Origin of the sequence: Rothia koreensis, from assembly GCF_052232265.1 — a bacterium.
Taxonomy (GTDB): Bacteria; Actinomycetota; Actinomycetes; order Actinomycetales; family Micrococcaceae; genus Rothia; species Rothia koreensis.
The window spans coordinates 1701536-1724994 of record NZ_CP197643.1 but is presented as its reverse complement, the minus strand read 5'-3'; the positions used below and the strand labels follow the sequence as shown (position 1 = coordinate 1724994).

Annotated in this window: 21 protein-coding genes, 2 tRNA genes, 1 other RNA gene and 1 pseudogene; 10 read left to right on the top strand and 15 right to left on the bottom strand. The window is 63.5% G+C overall.

Going from position 1 to position 23459, the window contains the following annotated elements; genetic code table 11:
- The first annotated feature begins 53 nt into the window (after window positions 1-53).
- Window positions 54-2600, top strand: coding sequence for an aminopeptidase N (gene pepN, locus ACTSLZ_RS07660; protein ID WP_443094632.1), 2547 nt, complete (start codon window positions 54-56; stop codon window positions 2598-2600).
- Window positions 2601-2656: 56 nt separating this feature from the next.
- Window positions 2657-3052, top strand: a complete 396-nt coding sequence (locus ACTSLZ_RS07655; protein ID WP_443094631.1) for a globin — start codon at window positions 2657-2659, stop codon at window positions 3050-3052.
- Between the two features lie 49 nt (window positions 3053-3101).
- On the opposite strand, the gene ACTSLZ_RS07650 is transcribed toward ACTSLZ_RS07655, so the two are convergent.
- Window positions 3102-3764 (bottom strand): hypothetical protein, encoded by a 663-nt coding sequence (locus ACTSLZ_RS07650; protein WP_129314286.1) that lies wholly within the window; start codon window positions 3762-3764, stop codon window positions 3102-3104.
- A 120-nt stretch (window positions 3765-3884) separates the two neighbouring features.
- Between ACTSLZ_RS07650 and ACTSLZ_RS07645 the strand changes: the two genes are divergently transcribed.
- Window positions 3885-4805, top strand: a complete 921-nt coding sequence (locus tag ACTSLZ_RS07645; protein ID WP_443094630.1) for an acyl-CoA thioesterase — start codon at window positions 3885-3887, stop codon at window positions 4803-4805.
- Between the two features lie 93 nt (window positions 4806-4898).
- On the opposite strand, the gene ettA is transcribed toward ACTSLZ_RS07645, so the two are convergent.
- From ettA to ACTSLZ_RS07630, 3 genes and pseudogenes are all read right to left on the bottom strand, one after another.
- Window positions 4899-6581 carry an energy-dependent translational throttle protein EttA gene (gene ettA / locus ACTSLZ_RS07640; protein WP_129314285.1) on the bottom strand — a complete coding sequence of 561 codons (1683 nt, stop codon included), beginning with the start codon at window positions 6579-6581 and terminating at the stop codon, window positions 4899-4901.
- Window positions 6582-6604: 23 nt separating this feature from the next.
- Entirely contained in the window at window positions 6605-6991 is a 387-nt protein-coding gene (locus ACTSLZ_RS07635; RefSeq protein WP_443094629.1) for a DUF6993 domain-containing protein, read from the bottom strand.
- A 466-nt stretch (window positions 6992-7457) separates the two neighbouring features.
- Window positions 7458-7808: pseudogene (locus ACTSLZ_RS07630) on the bottom strand (single-stranded DNA-binding protein); the annotation flags it as partial.
- Between the two features lie 332 nt (window positions 7809-8140).
- On the opposite strand from ACTSLZ_RS07630, the gene ctlX reads away from it, so the two are divergent.
- Window positions 8141-9154 carry a citrulline utilization hydrolase CtlX gene (gene ctlX / locus ACTSLZ_RS07625; RefSeq protein WP_443094628.1) on the top strand — a complete coding sequence of 338 codons (1014 nt, stop codon included), beginning with the start codon at window positions 8141-8143 and terminating at the stop codon, window positions 9152-9154.
- Between the two features lie 159 nt (window positions 9155-9313).
- Here ctlX and ACTSLZ_RS07620 read toward each other — a convergent pair whose 3' ends face one another.
- Window positions 9314-10624 (bottom strand): ISL3 family transposase, encoded by a 1311-nt coding sequence (locus ACTSLZ_RS07620; protein ID WP_179628043.1) that lies wholly within the window; start codon window positions 10622-10624, stop codon window positions 9314-9316.
- Window positions 10625-11022: 398 nt separating this feature from the next.
- Between ACTSLZ_RS07620 and ACTSLZ_RS07615 the strand changes: the two genes are divergently transcribed.
- Both ACTSLZ_RS07615 and ACTSLZ_RS07610 read left to right on the top strand, forming a co-directional pair.
- Window positions 11023-11448 (top strand): CBS domain-containing protein, encoded by a 426-nt coding sequence (locus tag ACTSLZ_RS07615; RefSeq protein ID WP_443094627.1) that lies wholly within the window; start codon window positions 11023-11025, stop codon window positions 11446-11448.
- A 494-nt stretch (window positions 11449-11942) separates the two neighbouring features.
- The gene (locus tag ACTSLZ_RS07610) at window positions 11943-12278 is read left to right on the top strand and encodes a hypothetical protein (RefSeq protein WP_443094626.1); all 336 of its coding nucleotides are present in this window, start codon (window positions 11943-11945) and stop codon (window positions 12276-12278) included.
- 552 nt (window positions 12279-12830) lie between these two features.
- Here the strand turns inward: ACTSLZ_RS07610 and ACTSLZ_RS07605 are convergent.
- A tRNA-Arg gene (locus tag ACTSLZ_RS07605) sits at window positions 12831-12906 on the bottom strand.
- Window positions 12907-12967: 61 nt separating this feature from the next.
- Window positions 12968-14497, bottom strand: coding sequence for a polyprenol phosphomannose-dependent alpha 1,6 mannosyltransferase MptB (mptB, locus tag ACTSLZ_RS07600; protein WP_443094625.1), 1530 nt, complete (start codon window positions 14495-14497; stop codon window positions 12968-12970).
- A gap of 134 nt (window positions 14498-14631) precedes the next feature.
- Here mptB and orn point away from each other — a divergent pair, with 134 nt between their 5' ends.
- Both orn and ACTSLZ_RS07590 read left to right on the top strand, forming a co-directional pair.
- On the top strand, window positions 14632-15249 hold the full coding sequence (gene orn, locus ACTSLZ_RS07595; RefSeq protein WP_443094624.1) for an oligoribonuclease: 618 nt from the start codon (window positions 14632-14634) through the stop codon (window positions 15247-15249).
- Window positions 15250-15369: 120 nt separating this feature from the next.
- A tRNA-His gene (locus ACTSLZ_RS07590) sits at window positions 15370-15445 on the top strand.
- A gap of 91 nt (window positions 15446-15536) precedes the next feature.
- On the opposite strand, the gene ACTSLZ_RS07585 is transcribed toward ACTSLZ_RS07590, so the two are convergent.
- The 7 genes from ACTSLZ_RS07585 to ACTSLZ_RS07555 form a co-directional block, all read right to left on the bottom strand.
- A complete protein-coding gene (locus ACTSLZ_RS07585) occupies window positions 15537-16148 on the bottom strand; it encodes an energy-coupling factor transporter transmembrane component T family protein (RefSeq protein ID WP_129314269.1) in 612 nt (203 codons plus the stop codon).
- On the bottom strand, window positions 16145-16837 hold the full coding sequence (locus ACTSLZ_RS07580) for an energy-coupling factor ABC transporter ATP-binding protein (RefSeq protein WP_443094623.1): 693 nt from the start codon (window positions 16835-16837) through the stop codon (window positions 16145-16147). Before ACTSLZ_RS07580 ends, ACTSLZ_RS07585 begins: the two co-directional genes overlap by 4 nt.
- Window positions 16834-17955, bottom strand: a complete 1122-nt coding sequence (locus tag ACTSLZ_RS07575) for a thiolase family protein (RefSeq protein WP_443094622.1) — start codon at window positions 17953-17955, stop codon at window positions 16834-16836. Before ACTSLZ_RS07575 ends, ACTSLZ_RS07580 begins: the two co-directional genes overlap by 4 nt.
- 28 nt (window positions 17956-17983) lie before the next feature.
- A complete protein-coding gene (locus ACTSLZ_RS07570) occupies window positions 17984-19132 on the bottom strand; it encodes an AMP-binding enzyme (protein ID WP_443094621.1) in 1149 nt (382 codons plus the stop codon).
- Window positions 19129-19722 carry a biotin transporter BioY gene (locus ACTSLZ_RS07565; RefSeq protein ID WP_443094620.1) on the bottom strand — a complete coding sequence of 198 codons (594 nt, stop codon included), beginning with the start codon at window positions 19720-19722 and terminating at the stop codon, window positions 19129-19131. The genes ACTSLZ_RS07570 and ACTSLZ_RS07565 overlap by 4 nt, the downstream gene beginning before the upstream one ends.
- A gap of 136 nt (window positions 19723-19858) precedes the next feature.
- Window positions 19859-20680, bottom strand: a complete 822-nt coding sequence (locus ACTSLZ_RS07560) for an anti-sigma factor domain-containing protein (RefSeq protein WP_443094619.1) — start codon at window positions 20678-20680, stop codon at window positions 19859-19861.
- The gene (locus ACTSLZ_RS07555) at window positions 20667-21302 is read right to left on the bottom strand and encodes a sigma-70 family RNA polymerase sigma factor (protein ID WP_129314263.1); all 636 of its coding nucleotides are present in this window, start codon (window positions 21300-21302) and stop codon (window positions 20667-20669) included. Before ACTSLZ_RS07555 ends, ACTSLZ_RS07560 begins: the two co-directional genes overlap by 14 nt.
- 285 nt (window positions 21303-21587) lie before the next feature.
- On the opposite strand from ACTSLZ_RS07555, the gene def reads away from it, so the two are divergent.
- On the top strand, window positions 21588-22172 hold the full coding sequence (gene def / locus ACTSLZ_RS07550) for a peptide deformylase (protein WP_129314262.1): 585 nt from the start codon (window positions 21588-21590) through the stop codon (window positions 22170-22172).
- Between the two features lie 35 nt (window positions 22173-22207).
- Here the strand turns inward: def and ACTSLZ_RS07545 are convergent, their stop codons facing one another.
- Window positions 22208-22972 (bottom strand): YaaA family protein, encoded by a 765-nt coding sequence (locus ACTSLZ_RS07545; protein ID WP_443094618.1) that lies wholly within the window; start codon window positions 22970-22972, stop codon window positions 22208-22210.
- A gap of 28 nt (window positions 22973-23000) precedes the next feature.
- Between ACTSLZ_RS07545 and rnpB the strand changes: the two genes are divergently transcribed.
- An RNA gene (gene rnpB, locus ACTSLZ_RS07540) (RNase P RNA component class A) lies at window positions 23001-23369 on the top strand.
- Window positions 23370-23459: the final 90 nt, after the last annotated feature.

Sequence of the window (23459 nt, the reverse complement as noted above, 5' to 3'; positions counted from 1 at the left end):
GCTCCTGTAATAACCTGAGGGGCAGACGGAATTCTCTCTGAAAGGTGACCCATATGCCGGGACTCAATCTGACGCGCCAGGAAGCTTCCCAACGCGCGGAGACCGTGACAAGAGTGCACTCCTACCGGGTGGATCTTGATCTGACGGCTTCGGAGACCAGCTTCCCTTCGACCACCACGGTCGAATTCAACGCAGAACCCGGCACCTCGACCTTTATCGACGCCATCACCGAGCGTGTTCACTCGGTGACGCTCAACGGCAAGGAACTCGACCCGTCCGAGGTTTCCGACGGCGTACGAATCTCCCTGCCCGCTCTGGAGAGCAGCAATACGCTGACCGTCGTCGCCGACGCCGCCTATACCAACACCGGTGAGGGCCTCCATCGCTTTGTGGACCCCGTCGACGGCGAGGTCTACTTGTATTCCCAGTTCGAGGTTCCGGATTCCCGCCGGGTTTTTGCCGTTTTCGAGCAGCCGGACCTCAAGGCCGAATACACGTTCACGGTCAGGGCTCCCAAGACGTGGAACGTGATTTCCAACCAGCCCGTGGATGTTCGCGACGAAGGGGCGGATTCCGACGTCTGGCATTTTGGTACGACGCCGCGGATCTCGTCCTACATCACCGCACTCGTCGCGGGCCCCTATGCGAAGGTCTCCGACTCGTTGACCACCTCCGACGGACGCAATGTGTCGCTGGACATCTACGCGCGCCGGTCCCTCATGGAGTATCTCGATCACGAGGAAATCTTCGAACTCACCAAACAGGGCTTCGACTTCTACGAGCGCCAGTTCGGCGTCCCTTACCCCTTCGACAAGTACGATCAGCTCTTCGTGCCTGAGTTCAACGCCGGGGCGATGGAGAATGCCGGCTGCGTGACGATTCTCGAGGACTACATCTTCCGGTCCAAGACGACCCAGGCAATGATCGAGCGCCGGGCGATCACGGTTCTCCACGAACTCGCGCACATGTGGTTCGGCGATCTGGTCACCATGAAATGGTGGAACGACCTGTGGCTCAACGAGTCCTTCGCGGAGTTCATGTCCCACCTCAGTGCCGCCGAGAACACCCGGTTCGAACACGCATGGACCACATTCTCGGCGATGGAAAAGACGTGGGCCTACCGTCAGGACCAGCTTCCCTCCACGCATCCGATCGTCGCGGACATCAAGGATCTGCACGATGTGCAGGTCAATTTCGACGGCATCACCTACGCCAAGGGTGCCTCCGTCCTCCGACAGCTGGTGGCCTGGGTCGGACAGGAAGAGTTCATGAAGGCCATGAACTCCTACTTCACGAAGCATTCCTGGGGCAACGCGACTCTCGCCGATCTGATGGCCGAGTTGGAGACTACCTCGGGTCGCGAACTGAAGTCGTGGTCCCAGGCATGGCTCGAGACGGCGGGGGTCAACACGCTCACCCCCTCGGTTGAGGTCGATGACTCCGGGATGATCACCCGTCTTGACGTCATCCAGACGGCCCCCAACGAATACCCGACGCTGCGCCCGCACCGGATGACCGCCGGCTTCTACGACTTCGTGGACGGCAAGCTGGTTCGCGTGCACGGCGTCGAGTTCGACGTCGACGGCGAGCACACCGAGGTCCCCGATACCGCGGGACGACAGCGGCCCGCACTGATTCTCCTCAATGACGATGACCTCGCCTACGCGAAGGTCCGTCTGGACGATGCCTCCTTCGACACGGCCCGGAAGCACCTGCGGGACTTCGAGAACTCGTTGCCCCGCGCCGTCGTGTGGGGTGCCGCGTGGAACGGAACACGCGACGGCCAGATCCCCGCGCGCCACTTCGTCGACCTCCTTCTGGACAACATCGGCGCGGAAACGGATTCCACCACGATCCTGACCCAGCTTCGGAACCTCGCGACGACGTTGCGCATGTACGTGCGTCCGGATGCACAGGAGGAAACCCGAGAAAAGGCCGCGGCCGGCCTGTGGGACATCGCGCAGGGTGCCGAGGAAGGGTCGGACCAGCAGCTCCAGTTCGTCCAGGCCTTCGCCGCCCACGCGACCAGCGACGAACAGCTCGACACCGTCGAAGCCCTGCTGGCGGGAAACACCACGCTGCCCGGGTTGTCCATCGACAAGGACCTCGCGTGGAAACTGCTGACCTCCCTCGTGGCCGCGGGGCGCCGAGGCTCGGAGGACATCGAGGCCGCTGCGGAGAAGGACAATACCTCGACCGGGGCTCAGCGCGCGGCCCAGGCCAGGGCGGCGATTCCCGTGGCAGAGGCCAAGGAAAAGGTGTGGCAGCAGGTCGTGGAGAGCCACGAACTGCCCAATGTGATCCAGCGTGCGGCCATCACCGGCTTCACCATGACCACCAAGGACTCCCTGATTCGGCCCTTCGTCTCCCGGTACTTCGAGTCGATCGAACGGGTCTGGACCGAGCTTTCCCACGAGATCTCGCAGCAGATCATCGGTGGGTTGTTCCCCCAGATCGTCGACCGCGATGTTCTCGAGGCTTCAGAAGAATTTCTCGTGCAACTCGGCGAGGGCAAGGACTCCTTGAAGAGGCAGGTCATGGAGGGCCGCGACGCGATCGAACGAGCTCTGAGGGTTCAGGCGGCCGACGTGATCTCCTGACCCTCCGCCCTCGACGCATCTGTGGGATGCCGGATTCGGAGTAGAGTGGGAAACCTATGACGAATCCGGCATCATCGGCTTCCAGCCTGTACGACCAGATTGGTGGCCACGAGGCATTCCACCAGCTCACCACGGAGTTCTACGACCGTGTGGCTGCGGATCCTGATTTTCGCGCGCTGTACCCGGAGGATGATCTGGAACCGGCTCGGGAACGACTCGAAATGTTTCTGGAGCAGTACCTCGGCGGGCCGAGCACCTATGGTCACCGCAGAGGACACCCCCGGCTCAGGATGCGCCACGCACCCTTCGCCATCGATTCCTGGGCGCGGGAGACGTGGCTGAAATACATGAGGGAATCCATGGATACCCTCCACCTGCCGCCGCTCCTCGATGGAATGATGTGGGACTATTTCGAGCGGGCTGCCCGAGCCATGACCAACACTCCGGGCTAATCAGCCGGACACGCTCCCCAAGGCTCCTCGCCCAGATTCCGCAACGGAGTCAGAGGGTGTTTCCCGGACGGGACAGAATGTGACCGGTCGGCCCGCTCAGCCTGTGCCACGGCCCGGACTGGTAGACGTCGAAGTCTTGGCCGGAGTCGTTGAACCCGAGCACCGTGGCGCCGAAGGCCGCGCCAGTGACCATGTCGAACGACGTCGTACTCCCCCAGATCCGTGCCCTCACCGTACTGACCACGGCCCCACCGGGGTTGGCCGGGAGCGCTTGTTCGACGGCGCTCATGCCTTCGCGCGCCGCGGCGTCGACGTCCCCAGAACTCATGGTTCCCACGTGGCTCCATCCGGAGGCCGGAGGAATGATCCCGGACCAGGCTGCGTGAACCGTGACCGGCGGAATGTCGAGAGCGCCGTCGGTCTTCTCGATCCTGGCCAGTCGGTCCAGGAGCGCCGCGGACTCGACGGTCACGTCGGCCTCGGATGCAACGTCCAAGTGGATCGCTCGCATGCCCAGGACGGTGGGGATCTGTTCAAGGAGCGTTTCGGCGCTCATGACCGGGACCCACACCCCCAACACGTTGCCGCGTGCTTGCAGCCGGACGGCCGCGCCGGAGTCGATCGACCTGACGCGGGATATCAGGGTTGCGAGATCCTTGGCCTGCCCGAGGTCGGCAAACTGGAGGGCGGTCGGAGATGGAGAAACGGTCATGAGTCCACGATCGATAGGGGGCGTTTGTTCCATTATGTCCTCGTCCCCTGCCCGCGCCGGATTCCGAGACGCCGCTTTGCACCTTGTGACACGTCGTTGATCGAGCTCTAAGATCGTGGAGTGAGCACTTTCCAGGATTCCCAGTTTCCGTCCGAGAACGATGATCCCACCGATTCCTTGGTCAGGATGCTCGACGTCGAGCCGAGCACTCCGTTGCGAACCACGGAGGACATCTTCGTGGGACACACGCTGGCTCCGGAAACCCCGCGCGTCTTCGGCGGCCAAGTCTTCGCGCAGTCCGCCATGGCGGCCAGTCGCACCGTCGACGACGACCGGCCGATCCACTCGATGCACGGCTGTTTCCTTCGTCCGGGGGACGTCACCCAGCCGATCGTCTTCGGCGTCGAGAGAATGCGCGACGGTCGGTCTTTCTCGGCACGACGGATCCACGCGTATCAGGAGGGTCAGGTCATCCTCTCCTCGATTGCTTCATTCCAGACTCCCGCCGAAGGGCTCGAGCATCACGAACCGATGCCCGACGACGTTCCCGACCCGGATACTCTCCCGAGTCCCGAGCAGCTCTGGGGTCACGTCGACCATCCGCTGGCGCAGCGAGTCGTTCACGGCAGGCCGTTCGAGATCCGATACGTCACGGAACCCATTTACCTCAAACCCTCGGAGTCCCGGGAGCCGGTCAATGCGGTGTGGTTCAGAACCCATCGGAAGCTCCCGGATGATCCCGTGGTGCACCGAGCCGCCATCGCTTACGCCTCCGATTACACCCCGATGGACCCGATTCTCCGGCGGCACGGCATGGCCTGGATCGATCCCCACCTGACGATGGCTTCTTTGGACCACGCCATCTGGTGGCATCGGGACGCGCGCGCCGACGATTGGCTCCTTTACACCCAGGCGTCCCCCAATGCGTCGAGCTCTCGGGGACTGGCCTGTGGAAGGATCTTCGACCGGCACGGGGCCCTGGTCGCCACGACCATACAGGAGGCAATGGTCCGAGTTCGGCCCGGCGCGGACCGCACCTGACTCGGGCCGGATCGCGCGTCCCCCCGATCAGCACACACGACGACGGCCGCTCCCCCTCTCGGGTGAGCGGCCGTCGTCGTGGTGTCCTGCGGGTCAGTCGCGGGTCAACCGGCGGTGGGTGAGACGATGCGGGCGGGCCGCTTCGGGGCCCATCCGCTCGACCTTGTTCTCTTCGTATGCTTCGAAGTTCCCCTCGAACCAGTACCACTTGTCGGGCTCTTCCTCGGTGCCTTCCCAAGCGAGAATGTGGGTCGCGACGCGGTCCAGGAACCAGCGGTCGTGCGAGACCACCACGGCACAACCCGGGAAGTCGAGCAGCGCGTTCTCGAGCGACGCAAGGGTTTCGACGTCGAGGTCGTTGGTCGGCTCGTCCAGGAGCAGCAGGTTGCCGCCCTGCTTGAGGGTCAGAGCCAGGTTCAGACGGTTGCGTTCACCACCGGAGAGCACTCCGGCCTTCTTCTGCTGATCCGGTCCCTTGAAACCGAAGGCCGACACGTAGGCTCGTGAGGGCATTTCGACCTGACCGACCTGGATGAAGTCGAGTCCGTCGGAAACGACCTCCCAGAGCGACTTCTCGGAATCGATGTTGGCGCGGTTCTGGTCCACGTAGGAGATCTTGACGGATTCACCGATCTTGAGGTCCCCGCCGTCCAGCGGTTCCATGCCCACGATGGTCTTGAACAGTGTCGACTTGCCGACGCCGTTCGGCCCGATCACGCCCACGATGCCGTTGCGAGGCAAGGAGAAGGACAGGTCCTTGATCAGGCTTCTGTCGCCGAAACCCTTCTGGAGGTTGTCCGCCTCGATCACGAGATTGCCCAGTCGGGGTCCCGGCGGGATCTGGATTTCCTCGAAGTCCAGCTTCCTGGTCTTCTCCGCCTCGGCGGCCATTTCCTCGTACCGGGCCAAACGAGCCTTCGACTTGGTCTGACGGCCCTTGGAGTTGGAACGGACCCAGTCCAGTTCGTCTGCCAGTCGTTTGGCGAGCTTGGCGTCTTTCCTGCCCTGGACCTCCATGCGCTTGCGCTTGGTCTCCAAGTAGGTCGAGTAGTTGCCTTCATACCCGTAGAGGCGGCCCCGCTCGACCTCGCAGATCCATTCGGCGACGTGGTCGAGGAAATAGCGGTCGTGGGTCACTGCCAGAACGGCACCCTCGTAGTTGGAAAGGTGCTGTTCGAGCCAGAGGACCGACTCGGCGTCGAGGTGGTTGGTCGGCTCGTCGAGGAGCAGGAGATCGGGCTTCTGCAGCAACAGCTTGCAGAGGGCAACTCGGCGACGCTCACCACCGGAGAGGGTAGCGATTTCCGCGTCACCGGGCGGGCAGCGGAGGGCGTCCATGGCCTGTTCCAGCTGGCTGTCCAGGTCCCAGGCATTGGCCGCATCGATGTCGCCCTGCAACTTGCCCATTTCTTCCATGAGCGCGTCGAAGTCGGCATCCGGGTTCGCCATCTCTTCGGAGATCTGGTTGTAGCGGTCCAGCTTCTCCTTGATCTCGCCGACGCCTTCCTCGACGTTGCCGAGCACCGTCTTCTCCTCGTTCAGGGGCGGCTCCTGCAACAGGATGCCCACTGAATAGCCGGGGCTCAGGCGCGCTTCGCCGTTGGACGGCTCGTCCAGGCCGGCCATGATCTTGAGGATGGTGGACTTACCGGCACCGTTCGGGCCGACGACGCCGATCTTGGCGCCTGGGTAGAACGACATGGTGACGTCGTCCAGGATGACCTTGTCGCCCACCTTCTTGCGGGCTTTAGACATCGTGTAAATAAATTCAGCCATATGGCCAAGGCTACTATCTTTGCTTATTCCGTGTAGACGTGTCCGACCATGCAACGCCCCGAACCAAGAGTGGGAACTGTCACGACGGTCACCGTCCGATTCGGCCGCACGTCGACCATGCGACAGTTCTGGTGGTCCCTGATGGCGGCATCGACGTTATCGACGTCCAGACCCGTCGGTGTGATGTTCTGCCCCGTCTCGATGCCCGTTGCGTCCCAACCCATGCCGATCAGGGCCTCGCGTACACGGGATTCCGTGACGTCTCCTTCCGCGACGGCCGCGGAGACGGCGCTCTCGATGGCTGATGTGTCCTGATGCCCAGCTTCCTGCCTCGCGGTGTGGGCTGAGGCATCCGCGTTGCTGTTGGCAGGCTCGGAGACCGGCGCGTGGCACCCGGCGAGGAAACTCATCGCCCCCACAGAGACGGAAATCCTCATCACCGCACGTTGCCACCGGCCACGAACCCCACCCACGAATCCCCCTCGGGTCACTGTCTGCAGAATCTCCGGCCCGCGGCGCGCTCAAGGGCCTGTGGGCGGCAATTATATCTTCGCCGACCGCCCTGGATCGGGCCCACTCCCTTCGACCGAGCCACGGTTGGTGGAACGGTCTGGGTTCATTGGTCCGAGGAGGCCGATTCCTCGCTGCCTCCCACGCCGGCGCCTTCGCACGCCAAACCGAGACATCGGATTCGCCCGTCAGACCAATGTCGTCCAGAGATTCCTGGCCCTCCGCCAGCGTGTCACCGGACGGGGCAATCCTCGGGTTGTCGTTGGTGGACAGGCCGTGCCTCTCGGCCGCCGCCTCCCACGAGTTCTCGGGGTCTGCACTCGCCGGAGACTTGATCTCCGTCCGTGTGCCGCGCTTCCCCGAACTCCGGGCATACGTGGCCGTGCCGAAGGCCAGATCGGGTCCGACAGATTGGGCCTCGATATCTACGCTCGTGCGTCTTTCCTGCTGGGCCGTGGTCCAATACCTGACCTTGAGCTTCCCGCGGACAAGGACAGGGTGCCCGACCTTGACGCTGGCCGCGACGTTGGTCGCCAGAGTCCGGAACGAGGTCACGGTGAACCAGTTGGTATGCCCTTCGGCCCAATCGCCCGTCCGGCCGTCGAACCACCGCGCCGTAGACGCCACCCGGAACGAGCAGACCGGTGTGCCATCAGGCAGTGTTCTCAGGTCCGGGATGGTCGCGACAAAGCCGCGTATTGTCAGGTGATCTGTCATTGCTTGTCCTCCGATCCTCGGCGTCGCGTCGACCGCGATCGCTCATGTCACCAACAGAGTGCCCCAGCCGGTCCCCTGGGCGCAGGGGCGAGAGGTGATAACCCGGCCTGCTGTGGATGCACGCCTCGACCGATCCGCGAAATCAGGCCTTGTGGATGAGTCGTGTACGTCATTCCCCTGCGCAGCCGACTCGACACTTTGGCAATTGGCCGGTGCCACTTCGCGCATTGAGTGAGCAATATGTGATCATCTTGCCCATTTCGGACAGATTGTGCTGTTTTGTAGCGTTTTCACCAGGCAAGCGATCCATCATTCGGCGCACAGGAGATCCATTGGCCCCCACCATCACTCGCGGAGCAACCCGAAACACCCACGCCCACGGCCCGGAGCCCACGAAGGTCTGCGCACAGCGCAACGGCGACCTCGAGTCGAAGCAGAGCCCTTCACGCGTCATCCTGGTACGCCCTCATCAGTTCACGCCCAATCCGCTCACGGAGACGGACAACAGATTCCAGAGCACACCCTCCGGCGATCCGGATCAGGTCGCCCAGGCCGCTTTCGACGAGGTCACGAATCTGGAGCGCACTCTGCATCGGGTAGGACTCGGCGTGACGGTCTTCGAGGATGCAACCGTCGAGACTCCCGACAGCGTGTTCCCCAACAACTGGTTCAGCACGCACGACGACGGAACCGTGGTCATCTACCCCATGCACGCACCCAACCGTCGGGCGGAGCGCAGAGAAGACATCGTGTCCCACCTCAACCGGTCGGGAGTGGTCACGCGAATCATCGATTACAGCTCCGCCGAAACGGACTGCATGTACCTCGAGGGCACGGGTGCCATGGTTCTGGACCACGTTCACCGGATGGCCTATGTATGCCGGTCCCACCGGGCATCACTGCCCGTTCTCGACAAGTTCTGCGACGACCTCGGTTTTCGAGCCCTGGTCTTCGACGCCGTGGATGCATTCGGTTCTCCCGTGTACCACACCAACGTGTTGATGTCGGTCGGCACGAACGTCGCGGTCATCGGCGCGGAGATGATCAGAGATGAGCAGCAGAGGGCCGAAGTCCTCGAAACGCTGCGGTCTACGGGCAGAGAAATCATCGACCTCCAGGAGTCCCAGATCCATGAATTCGCGGGCATTTGTCTCGAAGTTGTGGGAGCGGACGGCCCGACGATGATCATGTCCACGACCGCGGAGAAGGCCCTCACGCCCGATCAGCTGAATCGCATGTCCCGGTACGTCACCATCGAATCGGTAGATGTATCCACGATCGAGTCGGCGGGAGGCTCGGTTCGTTGCATGATCGCCGGCAACCATCTCGCGCCGCGGTCGTTGTGATCACAGGAATCGTTGTCCCGGTGCCCGATTTCGGGAACTGACCCGTGCGGCCCCCTGTCATTGATGAATTCCCGTTGGGCGGACATCCGGCGAGGAAATTGCAGGGGAACATTCAATATCACCTGACGATGCCATCCACAGAAAAACGGGATTAACGGCTCATCGCATTTGAGGGTGTAGGTGGTTCCTGAAGCCGCCGGTGTCGAGCAGCGATCGGGCTATGTAGTTCGTGAGGTTCCGGAATCCGAGGGCGGAGCCGCGGAGGTGTTCCAGGCGCCCGTTGATCGCCTCTGTTGGCCCGTTGGACGTGCCGGGCCGGTCGAAGAACGCGAGGATGTCGGCGGCGCGCTGCTTGAGCGTGCGGCCGAGCTTGCGGACCTCCACGAGCGCGGCGGGGACGCCGCTGGAGACGGAATCGATGACGGCTGTCATCAGCTTCTTCGCCGTCTTCCGATCGGGTTCGCGGTAGGCGGCGATCACGCGCTGGTAGATGCCCCAGGTCGCCTCGACCTCGACGTGCTCGGAGACCGCGAACAGTGCCTCGAGACGGGTCTGCTGCCGGTCAGTGAGCAGCTGCGCGCCGGTGTGGAGGATGCGGCGGGCCTTGTAGAGCGGATCGTTTTTGCGGCCCCGCCGGCCGTGCAGGCACTGCTGGACGCGACGACGGCAGGTGTCGAGGGCGTCGCCGGCGAGGCGGACGACGTGGAACGGGTCCATCACCGCCTGCGCGTCCGGGAGCTCCTCGCTGACGGCGGTCTTGAAGCCGGTGAACCCGTCCATCGCGACGACCTCGACACCATCGCGCCAGTCCTGCGGGCGTGCGGCGAGCCAGGTCTTGAACACGGCTTTCGAGCGACCCTCGATCATGTCCAGCAGACGGGCGGGGCCGGTCTTGTCGCGGTTCGGGGTGAGGTCGATGATGACGGTGACGTACTTGTCGCCGACTCTCGTGTGGCGCCAGACGTGCTCGTCGACGCCGATCACGGCGACGCCGTCGAACCGGGCGGGATCGTCGATCAGCACTCGACGCCCTTCAGCGAGGACCGCGTTGTTCGCCGTGTGCCAACCGACACCGAGTCCGGCGGCGACGCGGGCGACGGTGAGGTGGTCGATCACGAGCGCTTCCAACGCCCACCGCATCCCGCTACGGGACAGCTTGGCTCGCTCGGGCGCCGCTGCCGTGAGGTCCTCACGCCAGGACCGTCCGCATCCCGAGCACTTGTAGCGGCGGACCCGGACCAGCAGCGTCGTCGGGCGATGACCGAACGGCTCGTGGGCGAGACGCCGCGTGTCCGTCCCGCGCGAGAGCGCCTGGCTACCGCATCCCCGGCACCACGGATCCGGCTCGGCGACGCGGCACTCGATCACCGCGCGATCCGGCTCAAAAAGCTGACCGGTGGCCACGAGGCCGAGCTCGTCGAGATGGCAGAACACGGTCAGATCAGGGGTCGCGAAGGTAGCGTGGTGCACGTCGAGGTCTTCCGGCAGATGGGCAGTGTGAGAACTTCCATCATCGGAAGGCCTCGACCCTCATCCGGCGGCCGACGCGCTCAGCCACCTACCCCCTCAACTGCGAAGAGCCGGCAAAGGGTGGCCGCAACAGCGGTAGCCAGACCAGCTGAATCACCATGAGCTGGTAGGCCGATGGACGGGCATATATCCGCAAATGCAATGGTTTGTGCCCGCCATCGGCCCCTTCCGTCAACCGTGACCGTCCTATCCTGTTTCACCTTCACAGGTAGTCCCGGTCGAGCGGACTCGGTTGCTTATGGTTTCACCTTCGCACAGCCCACGGGCCAGGCGGTGAAGCGCCCAAGGAACGGGACCTCACCACCCAACGACCGGGAGGTGGTGGAGAGGAGGCAATCATGGTGGCAATACGCGACATCATGACCCCTGATGCCCAGTGCATCGGGGAATCGGACACCCTGACCGATGCAGCACGTTTATTGCGTGATCTGCGCGTTGGTGCCGTGCCAATCTGTGGCAACGACAATCGCCTCAAGGGAATGGTGACCGACCGTGATATCACGGTCCGATGCACCGCCGAAGGAGGCAACCCCAGCGAGGTCACTGCTGGAGAGCTCGGTGAATCGAAGCTCGTGACCGTCGGAGCAGACGACAGCATCGAAGAAGCCATCCGGACCATGAGCGAGCACAAGGTACGCCGGCTTCCAGCCATCGACGGACATGACTTGGTCGGAATGGTCACTCAAGCCGATGTTGCTCGCAACTGCACCGAGGATCTCGCCGGAGAACTGATCGAGTTCATTTCGGACGCGGACGTGACGTGAGTCAAGAGACCCGGTTCAGGTGTGTTCTTCGACTGAATCCGCTGGCACATGAAATCTACCGGTCTTCGACAAGGGTTGAAGCACACGGTGGCAAGAAGAAGGAACCCAATCCGTAGCGAAAGAGGTATCACGATGGCTGACAAGAACAATCCCGGACAGTTCGGAAACCGCAACGACACCGAAGAGTAAGCCCACAAGGGCGGCGAGCAGAGTTCGGGCAGCTTCGACGAAAAGAATGCTGCCGATCCGCACGAAGCCGGTCAGGAGGGGGCCCAAGCCCAGTCCACAGAGGACAAGGCAAAAGGCGGCCGCCACAGCGGCAACGGGTCCAGCTGAGTCCTCCTGCTCCTAGCTGGCAGATCGGGTCGGCGGAGTTGTTGCGCTTGAGAATTCCCGCAACACACTCCCCGGCCCGATCCTTTTAACCACATCGTGCGCGACAGGAGGCAGGACGTGGTGAGGCTGCTGCTTCCGGTGGGGCAAAAGGAGCCACCATGGTTTATGAGACACAACCGATCAGTGCAACGTTACTGACAATCCCACCAAGGTACGTCCACCATGAACGTCAGTGGGCCAGCCAAATTTGCGCCCGACGGGGATGGCGATTCTGCGCGGCCACCGGTGAGATTTGCGACGGACAAGGCGAACTGTTGGCTGATGGGTTAGATATTTTGACCGCTTCCCTGGTGACCCTGGGGTGGATCGTTCCCCGTGAGGAAGGTGAGACCACGGCTGGTATCGTGTGGCGCCTGATCCCGGCTGAAAGCGGGGCAGCCAAAGCCGAGATAGTCCGTGTTATGGGCAAGGCAAACAGCGACCCCAAGGGGTAGAACGGCCATCACCGCACATGCTCAGCTGCTTCTGGGACCACCGGCCGGGCGAGAAACGAAACTGCCTGAACAGGTCTCAGGGACCAAGCAGGCGTTCCGGCATGAGCCCTCCGGCCGACCAGAAGATCCCTTGCACCAAGACCGGATTCCCGCAGTTCTCTTCCACGAGTCTCAGAAGGCTTGTCTCATTTTCTTCGTATGCAAGCTTGCGGGCGGTCAGCGAATTGGGCTTTATAAGAAACTCCGAACAAGGCTTAGTTCGGTTCTCCCTCGGAGGCCGGTGGCAACCACCTTGCCCGGTTGTTGTGGGGCAGATCGTTGGCGGCCGAATCACAGAGCGCGCAGCGAGGCAAAGGCGCGGTGCAAGCGTAGGCCGGGTGATGGAGATGGGCAAGACGCCCGTGTGGTGGCATACGAAAGGCCCGCTCGAAGATGTTCCCGGCGAGGCTCTTCTCGGTCAATGGTGTGCAGAACGGTGTGCAGATCGTCCCGAAAACCGTTTGCGTATCAAGATGTGCAGCAGGTTGTTCGCTGATTTTCCGCGGTTTCTATTGGTGCCCCAGGAGGGAGTCGAACCCCCGACCAAGAGATTAGAAGGCTCCTGCTCTATCCACTGAGCTACTGAGGCTTGGCCATCGCGACCTCGTACAGACTACCGCGAGATGGCCTCGGCTCTCCACTTCCGGAAGCTACACGATCGTGCCGATCCGTCGAGACCGCCTGAAGACACGGCGCGTGGAGGGGTCGATGAACATGATGTACAGCCCGTACAGCAGTGCCACCACGGCCGCCACGAGTCGGCCCATGTTGATGTCGAGGCTCAAGTACGGGAAAACATCCAACTGGTCGGATACGGCCCACATCATGAAGAAGAGCGTGGTCAGCAGGAAGAAGTCCACGTGCCAGTCCGAACGGATCCCCGTGGCGGCAAAGAACGGGATCAACCAGACCACATACCAGGCCTGAATCATCGGGTTCAGGATGACGACGAGGGTCAGTGCGATGGTCAACCGCCGGATCAGCTTTTCGTCCCGGCCGAGGAATGCGAGCACCGCGGCACCCAGGACACCTGCCATCTGGCCAACCTTCTGGACCAGGGATTGCAAGTCGCCACCGGGCAGCCCCAGCGAATCGCCCCACAACCGCATCAGGAAACCCGCCAGTCCGACGGGGGCGTACCAGATCCAGACGCCGCCCGTCGTCGTCAGCGCTCCGACCCAGTCGAAACCGAAACCGTTCGCAAGCCCCATGAGCCACAGTTCGAGCAGGGCCACCCCGGCGGTCAGGAACCAGAAAAGGAAGCGACGGGGCCAGGAGGCCCCGCGGCCCGCCCACAGCAGGCCGACGAACGGAAGGATGAGCAAGGCAATCGGCTTGACCGCGACGGCCAATGTCGTGAGCGTAATCCCGCCGAGTCCCCCCGCCGTGGTGCGCCACCGGGCCGCCACGTAGACAGCGGCCATCATGAGGCCGATCATCAGGGCATCGTTGTGCGCCGAGACCACGAAGTGCACCAGAAACATGGGGTTGGCCAGGCACAGCCAGCAGGCCCGTGTGGGATTCACACCGTGCAATGTGGCGAGCTTGGGCAAGAAGTAAGCAATCAGCCCCACGCCGAGGAGCGCGACGAACCGAAAAAGGTAGAACCCGACGTCGGGCGAGTCGCCGGCGATCCCGACGACCACACCCTCGATCCAGAGGAAGACCGGGCCATACGGCGGTGGAGACTGGCTCCAGAGCTGGTCCGCGCCGTTCTGGAGAAAGTTGTTGACCGAGGAGACGCCCGACTCGTAGGGGTTGAGTCCTGACTGGTACACGCGCCCTTGGGCGAAGTACGAATAGACGTCCCGACTGAACAGCGGTATGGCCGCCATCAGTGGGACGGACCAGGAAATGATCGCGGCCGTGACCCACTTCTTCGCGGATTTGCTGGCCCAGTCAACCTTCTGGCTCAAACGCATCCACTCGCGGGTAAGAGCCATCGCGCCGATCGAAGTCACGATGATGCACACGACGACGGCACCATCCGTGTACCTCAGCGAAATAATCCACGGGTGCAACCGCAGGGAGGAGATGGGCGCGAGCCACCCGATGCCGAAAGACCCGAACATCAGCAGAAGAGAACCGATCGTGCCCATGATGACGGTCCTGAGCGGGCTTCGTTGCACGAACCGAGGTTCCCGGTTGCGCCGTTTCCGAAGCATCGCGCTGTGGCTCAAGCTTCCCCCTTTGTGCTGTGGTCTCGTGCCGGAAGTCCGCCGGAACTCGGGCAAGACTTCGATCGATTTTACAGGTCCCGCACTGACGGCGCGGACGCTTAGGCACGATCGAAGCGGGGAGGTAGGTTGGGAGAGTGTCAAAAACGAATGAACGCATAGTATGGATCGACTGCGAGATGACGGGTCTCGACCTGGAGCGGGACGCTCTGATCGAAGTCGCGGTTCTGATCACCGATGCCGAGCTCACCATTCTGGACGAGGGTCTCGATGTGCTCATCAGGCCCGAGCCGGAGGCATTGGAGCAGATGAACGATTTCGTGAGGGATATGCACACGACGTCGGGACTGCTCGAGGAGCTCGATCAGGGGCTGACCATGGAGGAAGCCGAACACCAGGTGCTCGAACACATTCGCAAGCACGTCCCGGATGCCGGCAAGGCCCAGCTGGGCGGCAATTCCATCGGCACCGACAAGACATTCCTCTCACGGGACATGCCCAAGGTCATCGAGCACCTGCACTATCGGGTGATTGATGTATCGACCATCAAGGAGTTGTCCCGCCGCTGGTACCCGCGTGCTTACTACCAGGCGCCGGCCAAGACGGGGAACCATCGCGCCCTGGGAGACATCAAGGACTCGATCGTCGAGCTCCAGTACTACCGGGAAGCAATTTTCGTTCCCCAACCGGGACCGAGTTCCGACGACGCCCGCGAGATCTCGCGCCGCTTCTCTCCCGACCGGGCGGAGGATTGAGCTCGGCCCCGCGGGTGTGAGAGTTCTCACTGAGGTCTCACTGCTTCGGATTGGCACCCCTGGCGGGGCTCATGTAAGCTCTAATTCGTTGTCCGATTGCTGATCGGGCACCGATTCTTGGTGGGCGTAGCTCAGTCGGCAGAGCGCCTGGTTGTGGTCCAGGAGGTCGCGGGTTCAAACCCCGTCGCTCACCCCAGATAAGCGAGGTGTGTACCCACCGCTGGTCATCCAGTGAGGGTTCGCACCTCGTTTTTTGTTTCCGGGCCGCCTCTTCCGTGACCCGGGCTTCAGTCCTCGTCCGACCCGCCCAAACCCCTTGCTTCCAGGGCGTCGCCGACCTGGTCTGCGTGCTGCAGAGTAAGCACCAGGACGGGCATGACCCATGCCCACGGTGCGATCCGCACTCCCCTGGCCTTCTGCGCGTCCTTGACCTCCTTGACGATCGCTCCGAGCTGGTTGACGGACGTCAATGTCAGAGCCATGGCGAGGCCAATGCGTTCCGGGTTCACACCAAAACGTCGAAATGGCCCCAGGACTCGTTCGCAGGTTTCGATCATCCCCTGGACCGGCGTGGTTCGGGTGACGACCTGGGCCAGCAAAATAATCGCCAGGACCCGCACGGTGTTGCGGACGGCGTCGATCGGTTCGAGGAATATCGCCTGGGTCACCGCCAGGAAAACAAGGATCAGCAGGAGTCCGCGCAGATCCTTGAACAACAACCGCATTCCGAGCCCCGCAAGCGCGTATGCAACGGGCGCGATGACCAGACACACGCCGATCGTCCACCACGTCGCCGGTGCAAAGGAGAGCCCGAGGGCGACGAGTGCGAAGGACACAAGCTTGCCGCCCACGGGCATCCTGTGAACGGGGCTGTTTCCCGGAGAGTAGAGGGAGATCACGCCAGAATCCGTTCGTAGCAATCAATCACGTGCGCCGGGTCGCCCTGTTCCGCAAGCGAGCCATCGGCGATCAGCACTGCCTGATCACAGTGTCTGGCCAAGTCGAGGTCATGCGTCACGAGGAGCACCTGCGGGGCCGCCGGTTCGAGCAATCGCCGCGCGATGATGCGTCGATGCCGTGCATCCAACAGACTGGTTGGCTCGTCAGCGATGACCAGATCGGGTTCGCCGACCAGCACGGAGCACAAAGCCAGACGCTGCATCTGGCCGCTCGAGAGCGCATGGCACGGGCGGTCCGCCAGATCTTCGAGCTCGTGTTCTCGGATGGCTTCTTCGACTCTCGCCGAGATCTCCTCTCGGGACAGTTTTCTTCCGCGAAGCGTCAGGGCGATGTCTTCGCGCACCGTGGGCATGATGGTCTGCGCCCCGGGGTTTGCGAACACAAATCCTACGGCGCGCCGCAGCCGCTTGGCCTGCCCCACGGTGTCGATTCCGTTGACGGCGACCTTTCCGGCGGTCGGCTGCACGAGCCCGGCGATGGCTTTGGTCAGCGTGGATTTCCCGGAACCGTTCTCCCCGATGATGGCGATGCGGGGCGCGTCGAGGTTGGCCGTGAACGAGTCGAGCAGGAGGGTCCGCCCCTCCGGGTCGTCAACTTCGACCGTCAGGTTGTCGATGGTGATGCTCATGCGTTGTACTCCAAGATCATGGTGGCGCCCATACCCCCTCCAATGGCACATGTCGTGAGCCCTCGGGCTCCCGGCCCTGCTTCCGAGAGCCGATTCATGAGAGTGCCCAGGGCGATGGCGCCCGAGGCACCCCAGGGGTGGCCCAGGGCGATCGCCCCTCCGCGTGCGTTGACGCGCGGGTCGATGGCATCGTCTGTTGCGAGGTGAAAGGGCTCGAGAAAGGCGATGACCTGGGCGGCGAACGCCTCGACGACCTCAATGACGTCCATGTCGTCCATCGCGAGCCCTGCATGGGCAAGGGCCTGCTGAGTGGCCTCGACCGGGGCGAGGCCCGGGACCGCTGGGTCGCCGCCGGTCAGGGTCGACGCGATGATGCGCCAATGCGGTCCGTCCGTCGATTCCAGGGGAGCGACGACGACGCCCGCGGCCCCATCCGAGATGCGTGCCGTCGTTCCCGGTGTCACGGTGGCGTTCTCCACGTCGATGATGGGTGAAAACCTCCTCAGTCTTTCTGAGGTCAGTCGTCGCGGACCGTCGTCGACGACTCGGGCGGCCCGATCGTTCCCCACCATCCGACTCGTTTCCGCCCATCGATGGTGCTCCGAAGCCAGGGCGAGTCGGTGACTCCGAACGGCGTAGCCTTCTTGCCTTTCCCGGGAGATCCTCGTGATGCGGGCCAGAGCGTCGGCCGCCTCGATCATGTCCGGGTCGGGAAACCCCTGAGGTGCGAAGGGGGCCCGGTCGAAGGGCACGCCGTTGTAGGAACGTGTGGGCGCCGTCGAGGCCGATTCGGCCCCGCCCGCAAAGATCGTGGTGCCGGTTGCGGCGACCTGGTGGGCGGCCTGCTGCACGGCCGCCAGTCCCGAGCCGCATTGGACGTCTATCCCCCACCCGACGCAGCTTCCTCCGAAACCTGCCGCAAGGGCCGCATTGCGTCCCAGGTTCCCGCCCGGACCGGTGCAGTTGCCGAGCATGACGCCGTCGGGGGCCCGCCCCCAGTCCGTCGCCAGGTCAGCAAGGACCGTGGCCGCGAGTTCTTCGACGCGGTAGTGGGCCAGGGCTCGCGAGCGGGCGGTGATAGGGGTTCGGCGGGTCGCGGTCAGCGCTGCGTGGGGCATGGTGTTCCTGGGGCGAGTCTGGGGAGTCTCATCGGAGTGCCTCGAATTCTTCGGGCGTCGGTCTGCGTATCTTGCCGGAACCGGTACGTGGCAATCGGGTTGTCGTCTTCCACCGGCGCGGAATGTGTGCGGGGGTCAGTTGCGATCTGGCGATGCTCTTGACGCGTTCCAGAACCTGTGCGGTGTCCCCGCCGTCGGTTTCGAGGGCGGCGGCGACGAGTTGACCGGCACGTTCGTCCGGAACGCCGATCACGGTTGCGGCGTGCACCCCATGGACCGACGCGAGGACTTCCTCGATGTCGTTGGGGAGGACGGTGGCGCCAGCCGTCTGTATCGCGTCGTCGCTCCGGCCGCGGAGACTCAGCCGGGCATCTGCTATGACAGCACGGTCCCCGACCGTGGCCCAGGCTCCTCGGACTCGATAGGCGCCGCCGGTACCGAGCACGGCCACTGCCCGCTGGTCAGTTCTCGCCCAGAGGACGCCGTCCCGGGTCTGCAGGTCCACACCCGGGAAAGCTCGCAGGCCGTCGCCGTCGTCGATCGCTACCATGGACAGCTCGGCAGCCCCGAAGTACCCCAACACCCGGATGCCGCGGTGTTCTGCCCGGTGGCGCAATTGCTGGGGCAACCGGTCTCCTCCCACGAACGCCACCCGCATTGGGCTGGGGTGTCCGGCATCGAACAGATCAAGGAGGTCACGCAGGTGCCACGGCGTCCCGTGGAGGATCGTGGCGCTCGCGATATCTCCAGGTCCCATGCGGTGCTTCACCGGCGTATTGAAGGGGATTCCGCTATGAGCCGCGTGGGAGGCGGCGTAGGAGGCCATGGACGACACCGGGTGGGCCGCGATCAGCATGGTGTCCGCTGAGGTCAGCTCGCCCCACTCATCCAGGAACGGATAGGAAATGTCCCACGATTGCTGGGTTCTCAGGATGATCCGTGGACGCCCGGTGCTTCCTGACGTCAATGCCGCCCATTCCGCCTCGTCGGGGACGATCGCACCAGTCGCGTGCTCGACGACGCCGCGCCACTGGTCTTCGCTCCAACGCTCGTCTCCGATCAACGGGATGTCGCCTGCGCGTCGAACAGCGAGGGCTTCGCGCAGCACCCGTTCGTGGTCCCGGTCTCGGAGCGGCCGGACGCGGCCGGCGAGGACAGGTTCTGGCCGGTGCGTCACTGGTGGAAGGCTCTCGGGTAGGCCTTCCACAGCCCCATGGTCACGATGCTCGCGATGACGGCCTTGATCAGGTCTCCGGGCAGGAAGAGCAGTGAGGCAGTGAACGTCTGGCCGAGCGACATCCCTGTCACCGCTGCTTGGACAGGGATTCCGATGACGTAGAGAGTGATCATTCCGCCGAGGACGCACCCGGCGAATGCTTTCAACCGGGTCGGTCGCCCCGACCCCGATCGAACAACGAGACCGACGACCGCCGCTCCCACGACCCAGGCGATCATGTACCCCGCGCTCGGGCCCACGAACACACCCAGTCCCCCGCGCCCCCCGGAGAGCAGAGGCAAGCCCATCGCAACGAGGGCCAGGAACAGGATCATCGACAGGGCTCCCCTGCGCGCCCCGAGAACCGCGCCGGCCAGCATGACTCCGAGGGTCTGCGCCGTAATCGGCACGAGCCCGGGCAAGGGGATATTTCCCGGCAACCCCAGGACGGCGACCAATGCCGCGAAAACCGCAATATAAGCGATCGAGTGCGCTACCGACGTCGATTGCACGGTCGCGGCCGGGCGGGTCCCTCCGGGTACTGAATTCACTGTCTCCTCCATTGTCGTGCGCGGTCTGCTCGGATCGCCGGATGTCCGGGGCACCGATGACCGTCGCGTGATTTTGAACAGTGTTCAGGTTATCGGATAGCACCAGGCTCTGCCGCATCGGACGGCGGCAACCGAGTCAGCTGTCCGATTCCAGCATGAAGGGATCGCCGGTGGGCGCCTTGGCATCGCGGTTCTCGACCGTGATCCCGAAGGCCGCAACGGAGCTCAGGTCCTGGTCCGTCATGGTCGTCAGGTCACCGCCCCCGTTCTGTCCCTCTCCGTTCGTGCCGCCCGAGATCGACCCCGATCCGACCACGTTGTGGTCCTTGTCCAGGAGCCAGAGCATGTAGACCTTGCCCTCCGGCAACGACGGCATGTCCGACGTCGAGACCCCAGCCATGTTGTGGGACGCGGAATACATCACGGAGATATTCGCCCCGTCCATGTTTCCCTTGGCCAGGGAGACGTCCGACGCCGATGAGATCTGGTCCAGAATCGATGGCGACTCGGTCTTCGACCCGGATTCGGACTCGGCCGCAGAAAGTGCGGACCGCGTTTCATCCGCCTGGCGCTTCTGGTCCACCCCCCACACACCGGCCACAACGGCCAGCACCGCGCAAGCAGCGGCAACGGTCACGGGCACCATGCCCCAGCGTCGTCGGGCCCGGCTGCGGGCGCCGGATGCGGGCGCTTTCGAACTCCCAGCAGGTTCGGGTGGGACGGAGGGGTCGACCTGTTCTGTCTGGGCAACCTGCCGCATGAGATTTTCTTTGAGGCGCGCAGGCGGCTCTTCGGGAGCGACCGCCTTCCCCAAGCGGGCCCCTACCAGTGCCCATTCCGCGGCGAGATCTTTTTCGGCCCGGCCGGCCCGAGCCTCGAATCGTTCGTTCTCCTCGGGATCGAGTGCATGGAGGGAGTACGCAGCTGCGTCGTCCACGGCGTTCTCATCCGATTTCATACTCGCCTCCCAACTCTGACCGCAGTCGCATGAGACCAAGCCTCATCCTTGTTTTGACGGTGCCCAGCGGGACACCCAGGGCCTGCGCAATCCGACTCTGTGACAGCCCGCCAAAATATGCCAGGGTTACGACCTCAACCTGAGATTCAGGAACCCTGGACAAAGCCGCATGCACCGAGGCGTTGTCGAGACCTTGCTGAACCGTCGACTCCACGTGCTCGTAGGCTTCCTCGAACTCGGCTGCCCCCATCCGCATGTCCCGCTCCGATGCCGACTGAGCAGCTCGGACACGGTCGACGGCACGACGGTGGGCGATCACGGTAACCCAGGATCCCACTGCCCCTCGCGTGGAATCGTATTGGGGCGCCTTTTGCCAGACTTCGAGAAACACTTCCTGGGTCACTTCCTCGGCGTGCGCGACGTTGCGGAGAATCCGCTGAACGAGGCCGTAAATCCGAGGAACCAGGGCATCGTAGAGCTGCTCAAAACAGTTCTGGTTGCCGTTCGAGGCGCATTCCATGAGGTTCTGGAGCAACTCGTGCTCGTCGCGCGCTTCGCGAACCGCTCGCGCGACGTCCGGGTCGCGGGAGTTCCCCTCGGCGACCCCAAACCTTCGGGACATAACCACCATTGCCATTCCGCCGACGTCGAAGTCGGCACCGGGCTGACCCGGGTCCGACGGCTGCCCTGCTTCAGAATCATCACGCGCCAGATTTTCCGGCGGTGACAGGGCCGCAGCAAGCGATCCTCCGTAGAAGTCGCACTGCTGGTCACCGACTGTTGTCTTTCGTCATCCTAGTAGCACGCGTTCACGTTGCGTCGAATCGCTTCGTTCGCGGTGAGTCGATGTCCGGAGATTCCCGATACGGTGGTGCGTGTATTCCGCTCGAACCGCCCAGGAGGCCACATGTCCGTTCGCCCGATTGTCATTACCGGCGACCCCGTTCTGCACAGCCCGACGCGGCCCGTCACCGACTTCGACGACGAACTGCGAGGTCTCATCGCAGACATGTACGAGACCATGGACGCGGCCCACGGCGTCGGGCTTGCGGCGACACAGGTCGGCGTGCCGTTGCGCCTTTTCACCTTCGTCCACGAGAACGACGACGACGCGCCCAACCGCGGGGTCCTCGTCAACCCTCGGCTGACCCTCGGAAAGATCTCCGAGGTCGAGCCGGACAAGGAGGATGAGGCTGAGGGCTGCCTGTCGGTGCCCGGACTTGCCTACCCGCTCAAGCGGGCGGATTGGGCCAAGGTCAGCGCGCAGGACGAATTCGGACGCCCGATCGAATTCGAGGCCACCGGATGGTTCGCGCGCGTCATGCAGCACGAGACCGACCACCTTGACGGCAAGCTCTACGTCGACCGGCTCAACGCCCGTTGGGCGAAAAAGGCGAGGAAGGCGATCAAGAAGGAAGGCTGGGGCAAGCCCGATCTGACGTGGATGCCCGGGGTCGACGAGGATCCCTTCGGACATTCGGACGAAGAGTAGACCTCAAGTTCAGCTTGATTGATCCGGTCGGATGATCAGCCGTCGGAGGGGGCCACGAGCGTCAGCGAATGGCCTTTGGTCCCGTCCGACTCAAGTTCAACCTGCCAATGAGGTCTAAGGATTTCGACGACGTCGTCGACGGACTGTGGCTCAACTTCGGCCTCCAGGAGAATTCGAGCTACCTCGCCCCGGTAATGTTTGGCCATGTGGGAGACCACCTGTCGCTTGCCGTTGAGCTCGCGCTCGACCCTGATCCCCACGGTTCTCTCGGCGGGGGCTTTCCACGCCGCGGCATAGCTCGAGGACCTGCAGTCCACGATCACCTGTCCGGAACCATGCGCATCCAGGACCGGACCGAGCTCAGCCTTCCACCACGCAGCGAGCGTACCCGCGGGCGCAACCTTGGCACCCATGGACAGTCGGTACGCGGGGATGAAGTCAGCGGGGGTCACGGCGCCCCAGAGTGCGGAGATGATCACGACACGGGTCCGGGCGCGCTCTTGGGCCTTCGGGCTCAGGTGCGGGTGGTCGAGAGCATCGAACAAGACCCCCGTGTAGACCTCGAGCGCCGGCGCCGTCGGCTCCCGGAGCAATCGTGTGTTTCGCTCAACTTCCGCCGCCAGGCTGGGGCCCGTCTTCAGGAGGTCACCTGCATCCTCCCCCGAACTCACCTCGATCAACCGGTCAAGCATGGCTTCACGGGCCTCGGTGAGCTGCGGAAAGCTCATATCGGACAGATCGACGCTCGGCCCGACACTGGGCGCCGTCTTGGACTCGGAGGGAGGAAGCAGAATCAACATCCTTACCAGTGTAGGATTGATCCCCGGACGGGTCGGTCGAGACGATCGCGTGGCGTGTTCGACGCCCCGAGGAAAGTCCGGGCTCCGCAGAGCAGGATGGTGGATAACGTCCACTCGGGGAAACCCGCAGGCCAGTGCCACAGAAAACAGACCGCTTGCTTCGGCAGGCAAGGGTGAAACGGTGGTGTAAGAGACCACCAGTTCCCGCGGCGACGCGGGAAGCTCGGTAAACCCCATTCGGAGCAAGGCCAGACAGAATGCGTGACGAGGGCTGCTCGCCCCAGGCATTCGGGTAGGCCGCTCGACCCCTCGGGCAACCAAGGGGCTAGATGGATGATCGTCACGGCGCGAGGTCAACCTCGCGTCGACAGAACCCGGCTTATGACCGGCCCGTCCGCCTCATCCCGCAGAAACCGGACCACGTCGGCTCCATGACAGGAATGCAGGCCGACGACTCTGCACGACCGGGAGCTGACGCCGAGGCAGC

What these genes read in the sequence shown, in the direction of transcription:
- ACTSLZ_RS07560 (WP_443094619.1), bottom strand. Translation starts at nt 20,680, where the DNA reads ATGAAATCGGATGAGAACGCCGTGGACGACGCAGCTGCGTACTCCCTC.
- ACTSLZ_RS07545 (WP_443094618.1), bottom strand. Translation starts at nt 22,972, where the DNA reads ATGTTGATTCTGCTTCCTCCCTCCGAGTCCAAGACGGCGCCCAGTGTC.
- ACTSLZ_RS07635 (WP_443094629.1), bottom strand. Translation starts at nt 6,991, where the DNA reads ATGAGTTTCCTCGCCGGGTGCCACGCGCCGGTCTCCGAGCCTGCCAAC.
- ACTSLZ_RS07650 (WP_129314286.1), bottom strand. Translation starts at nt 3,764, where the DNA reads ATGACCGTTTCTCCATCTCCGACCGCCCTCCAGTTTGCCGACCTCGGG.
- def (WP_129314262.1), top strand. Translation starts at nt 21,588, where the DNA reads ATGTCCGTTCGCCCGATTGTCATTACCGGCGACCCCGTTCTGCACAGC.
- ACTSLZ_RS07610 (WP_443094626.1), top strand. Translation starts at nt 11,943, where the DNA reads ATGGTTTATGAGACACAACCGATCAGTGCAACGTTACTGACAATCCCA.
- ACTSLZ_RS07575 (WP_443094622.1), bottom strand. Translation starts at nt 17,955, where the DNA reads ATGCCCCACGCAGCGCTGACCGCGACCCGCCGAACCCCTATCACCGCC.
- pepN (WP_443094632.1), top strand. Translation starts at nt 54, where the DNA reads ATGCCGGGACTCAATCTGACGCGCCAGGAAGCTTCCCAACGCGCGGAG.
- ACTSLZ_RS07555 (WP_129314263.1), bottom strand. Translation starts at nt 21,302, where the DNA reads ATGTCCCGAAGGTTTGGGGTCGCCGAGGGGAACTCCCGCGACCCGGAC.
- ACTSLZ_RS07655 (WP_443094631.1), top strand. Translation starts at nt 2,657, where the DNA reads ATGACGAATCCGGCATCATCGGCTTCCAGCCTGTACGACCAGATTGGT.
- ettA (WP_129314285.1), bottom strand. Translation starts at nt 6,581, where the DNA reads ATGGCTGAATTTATTTACACGATGTCTAAAGCCCGCAAGAAGGTGGGC.
- ACTSLZ_RS07615 (WP_443094627.1), top strand. Translation starts at nt 11,023, where the DNA reads ATGGTGGCAATACGCGACATCATGACCCCTGATGCCCAGTGCATCGGG.
- ACTSLZ_RS07580 (WP_443094623.1), bottom strand. Translation starts at nt 16,837, where the DNA reads ATGAGCATCACCATCGACAACCTGACGGTCGAAGTTGACGACCCGGAG.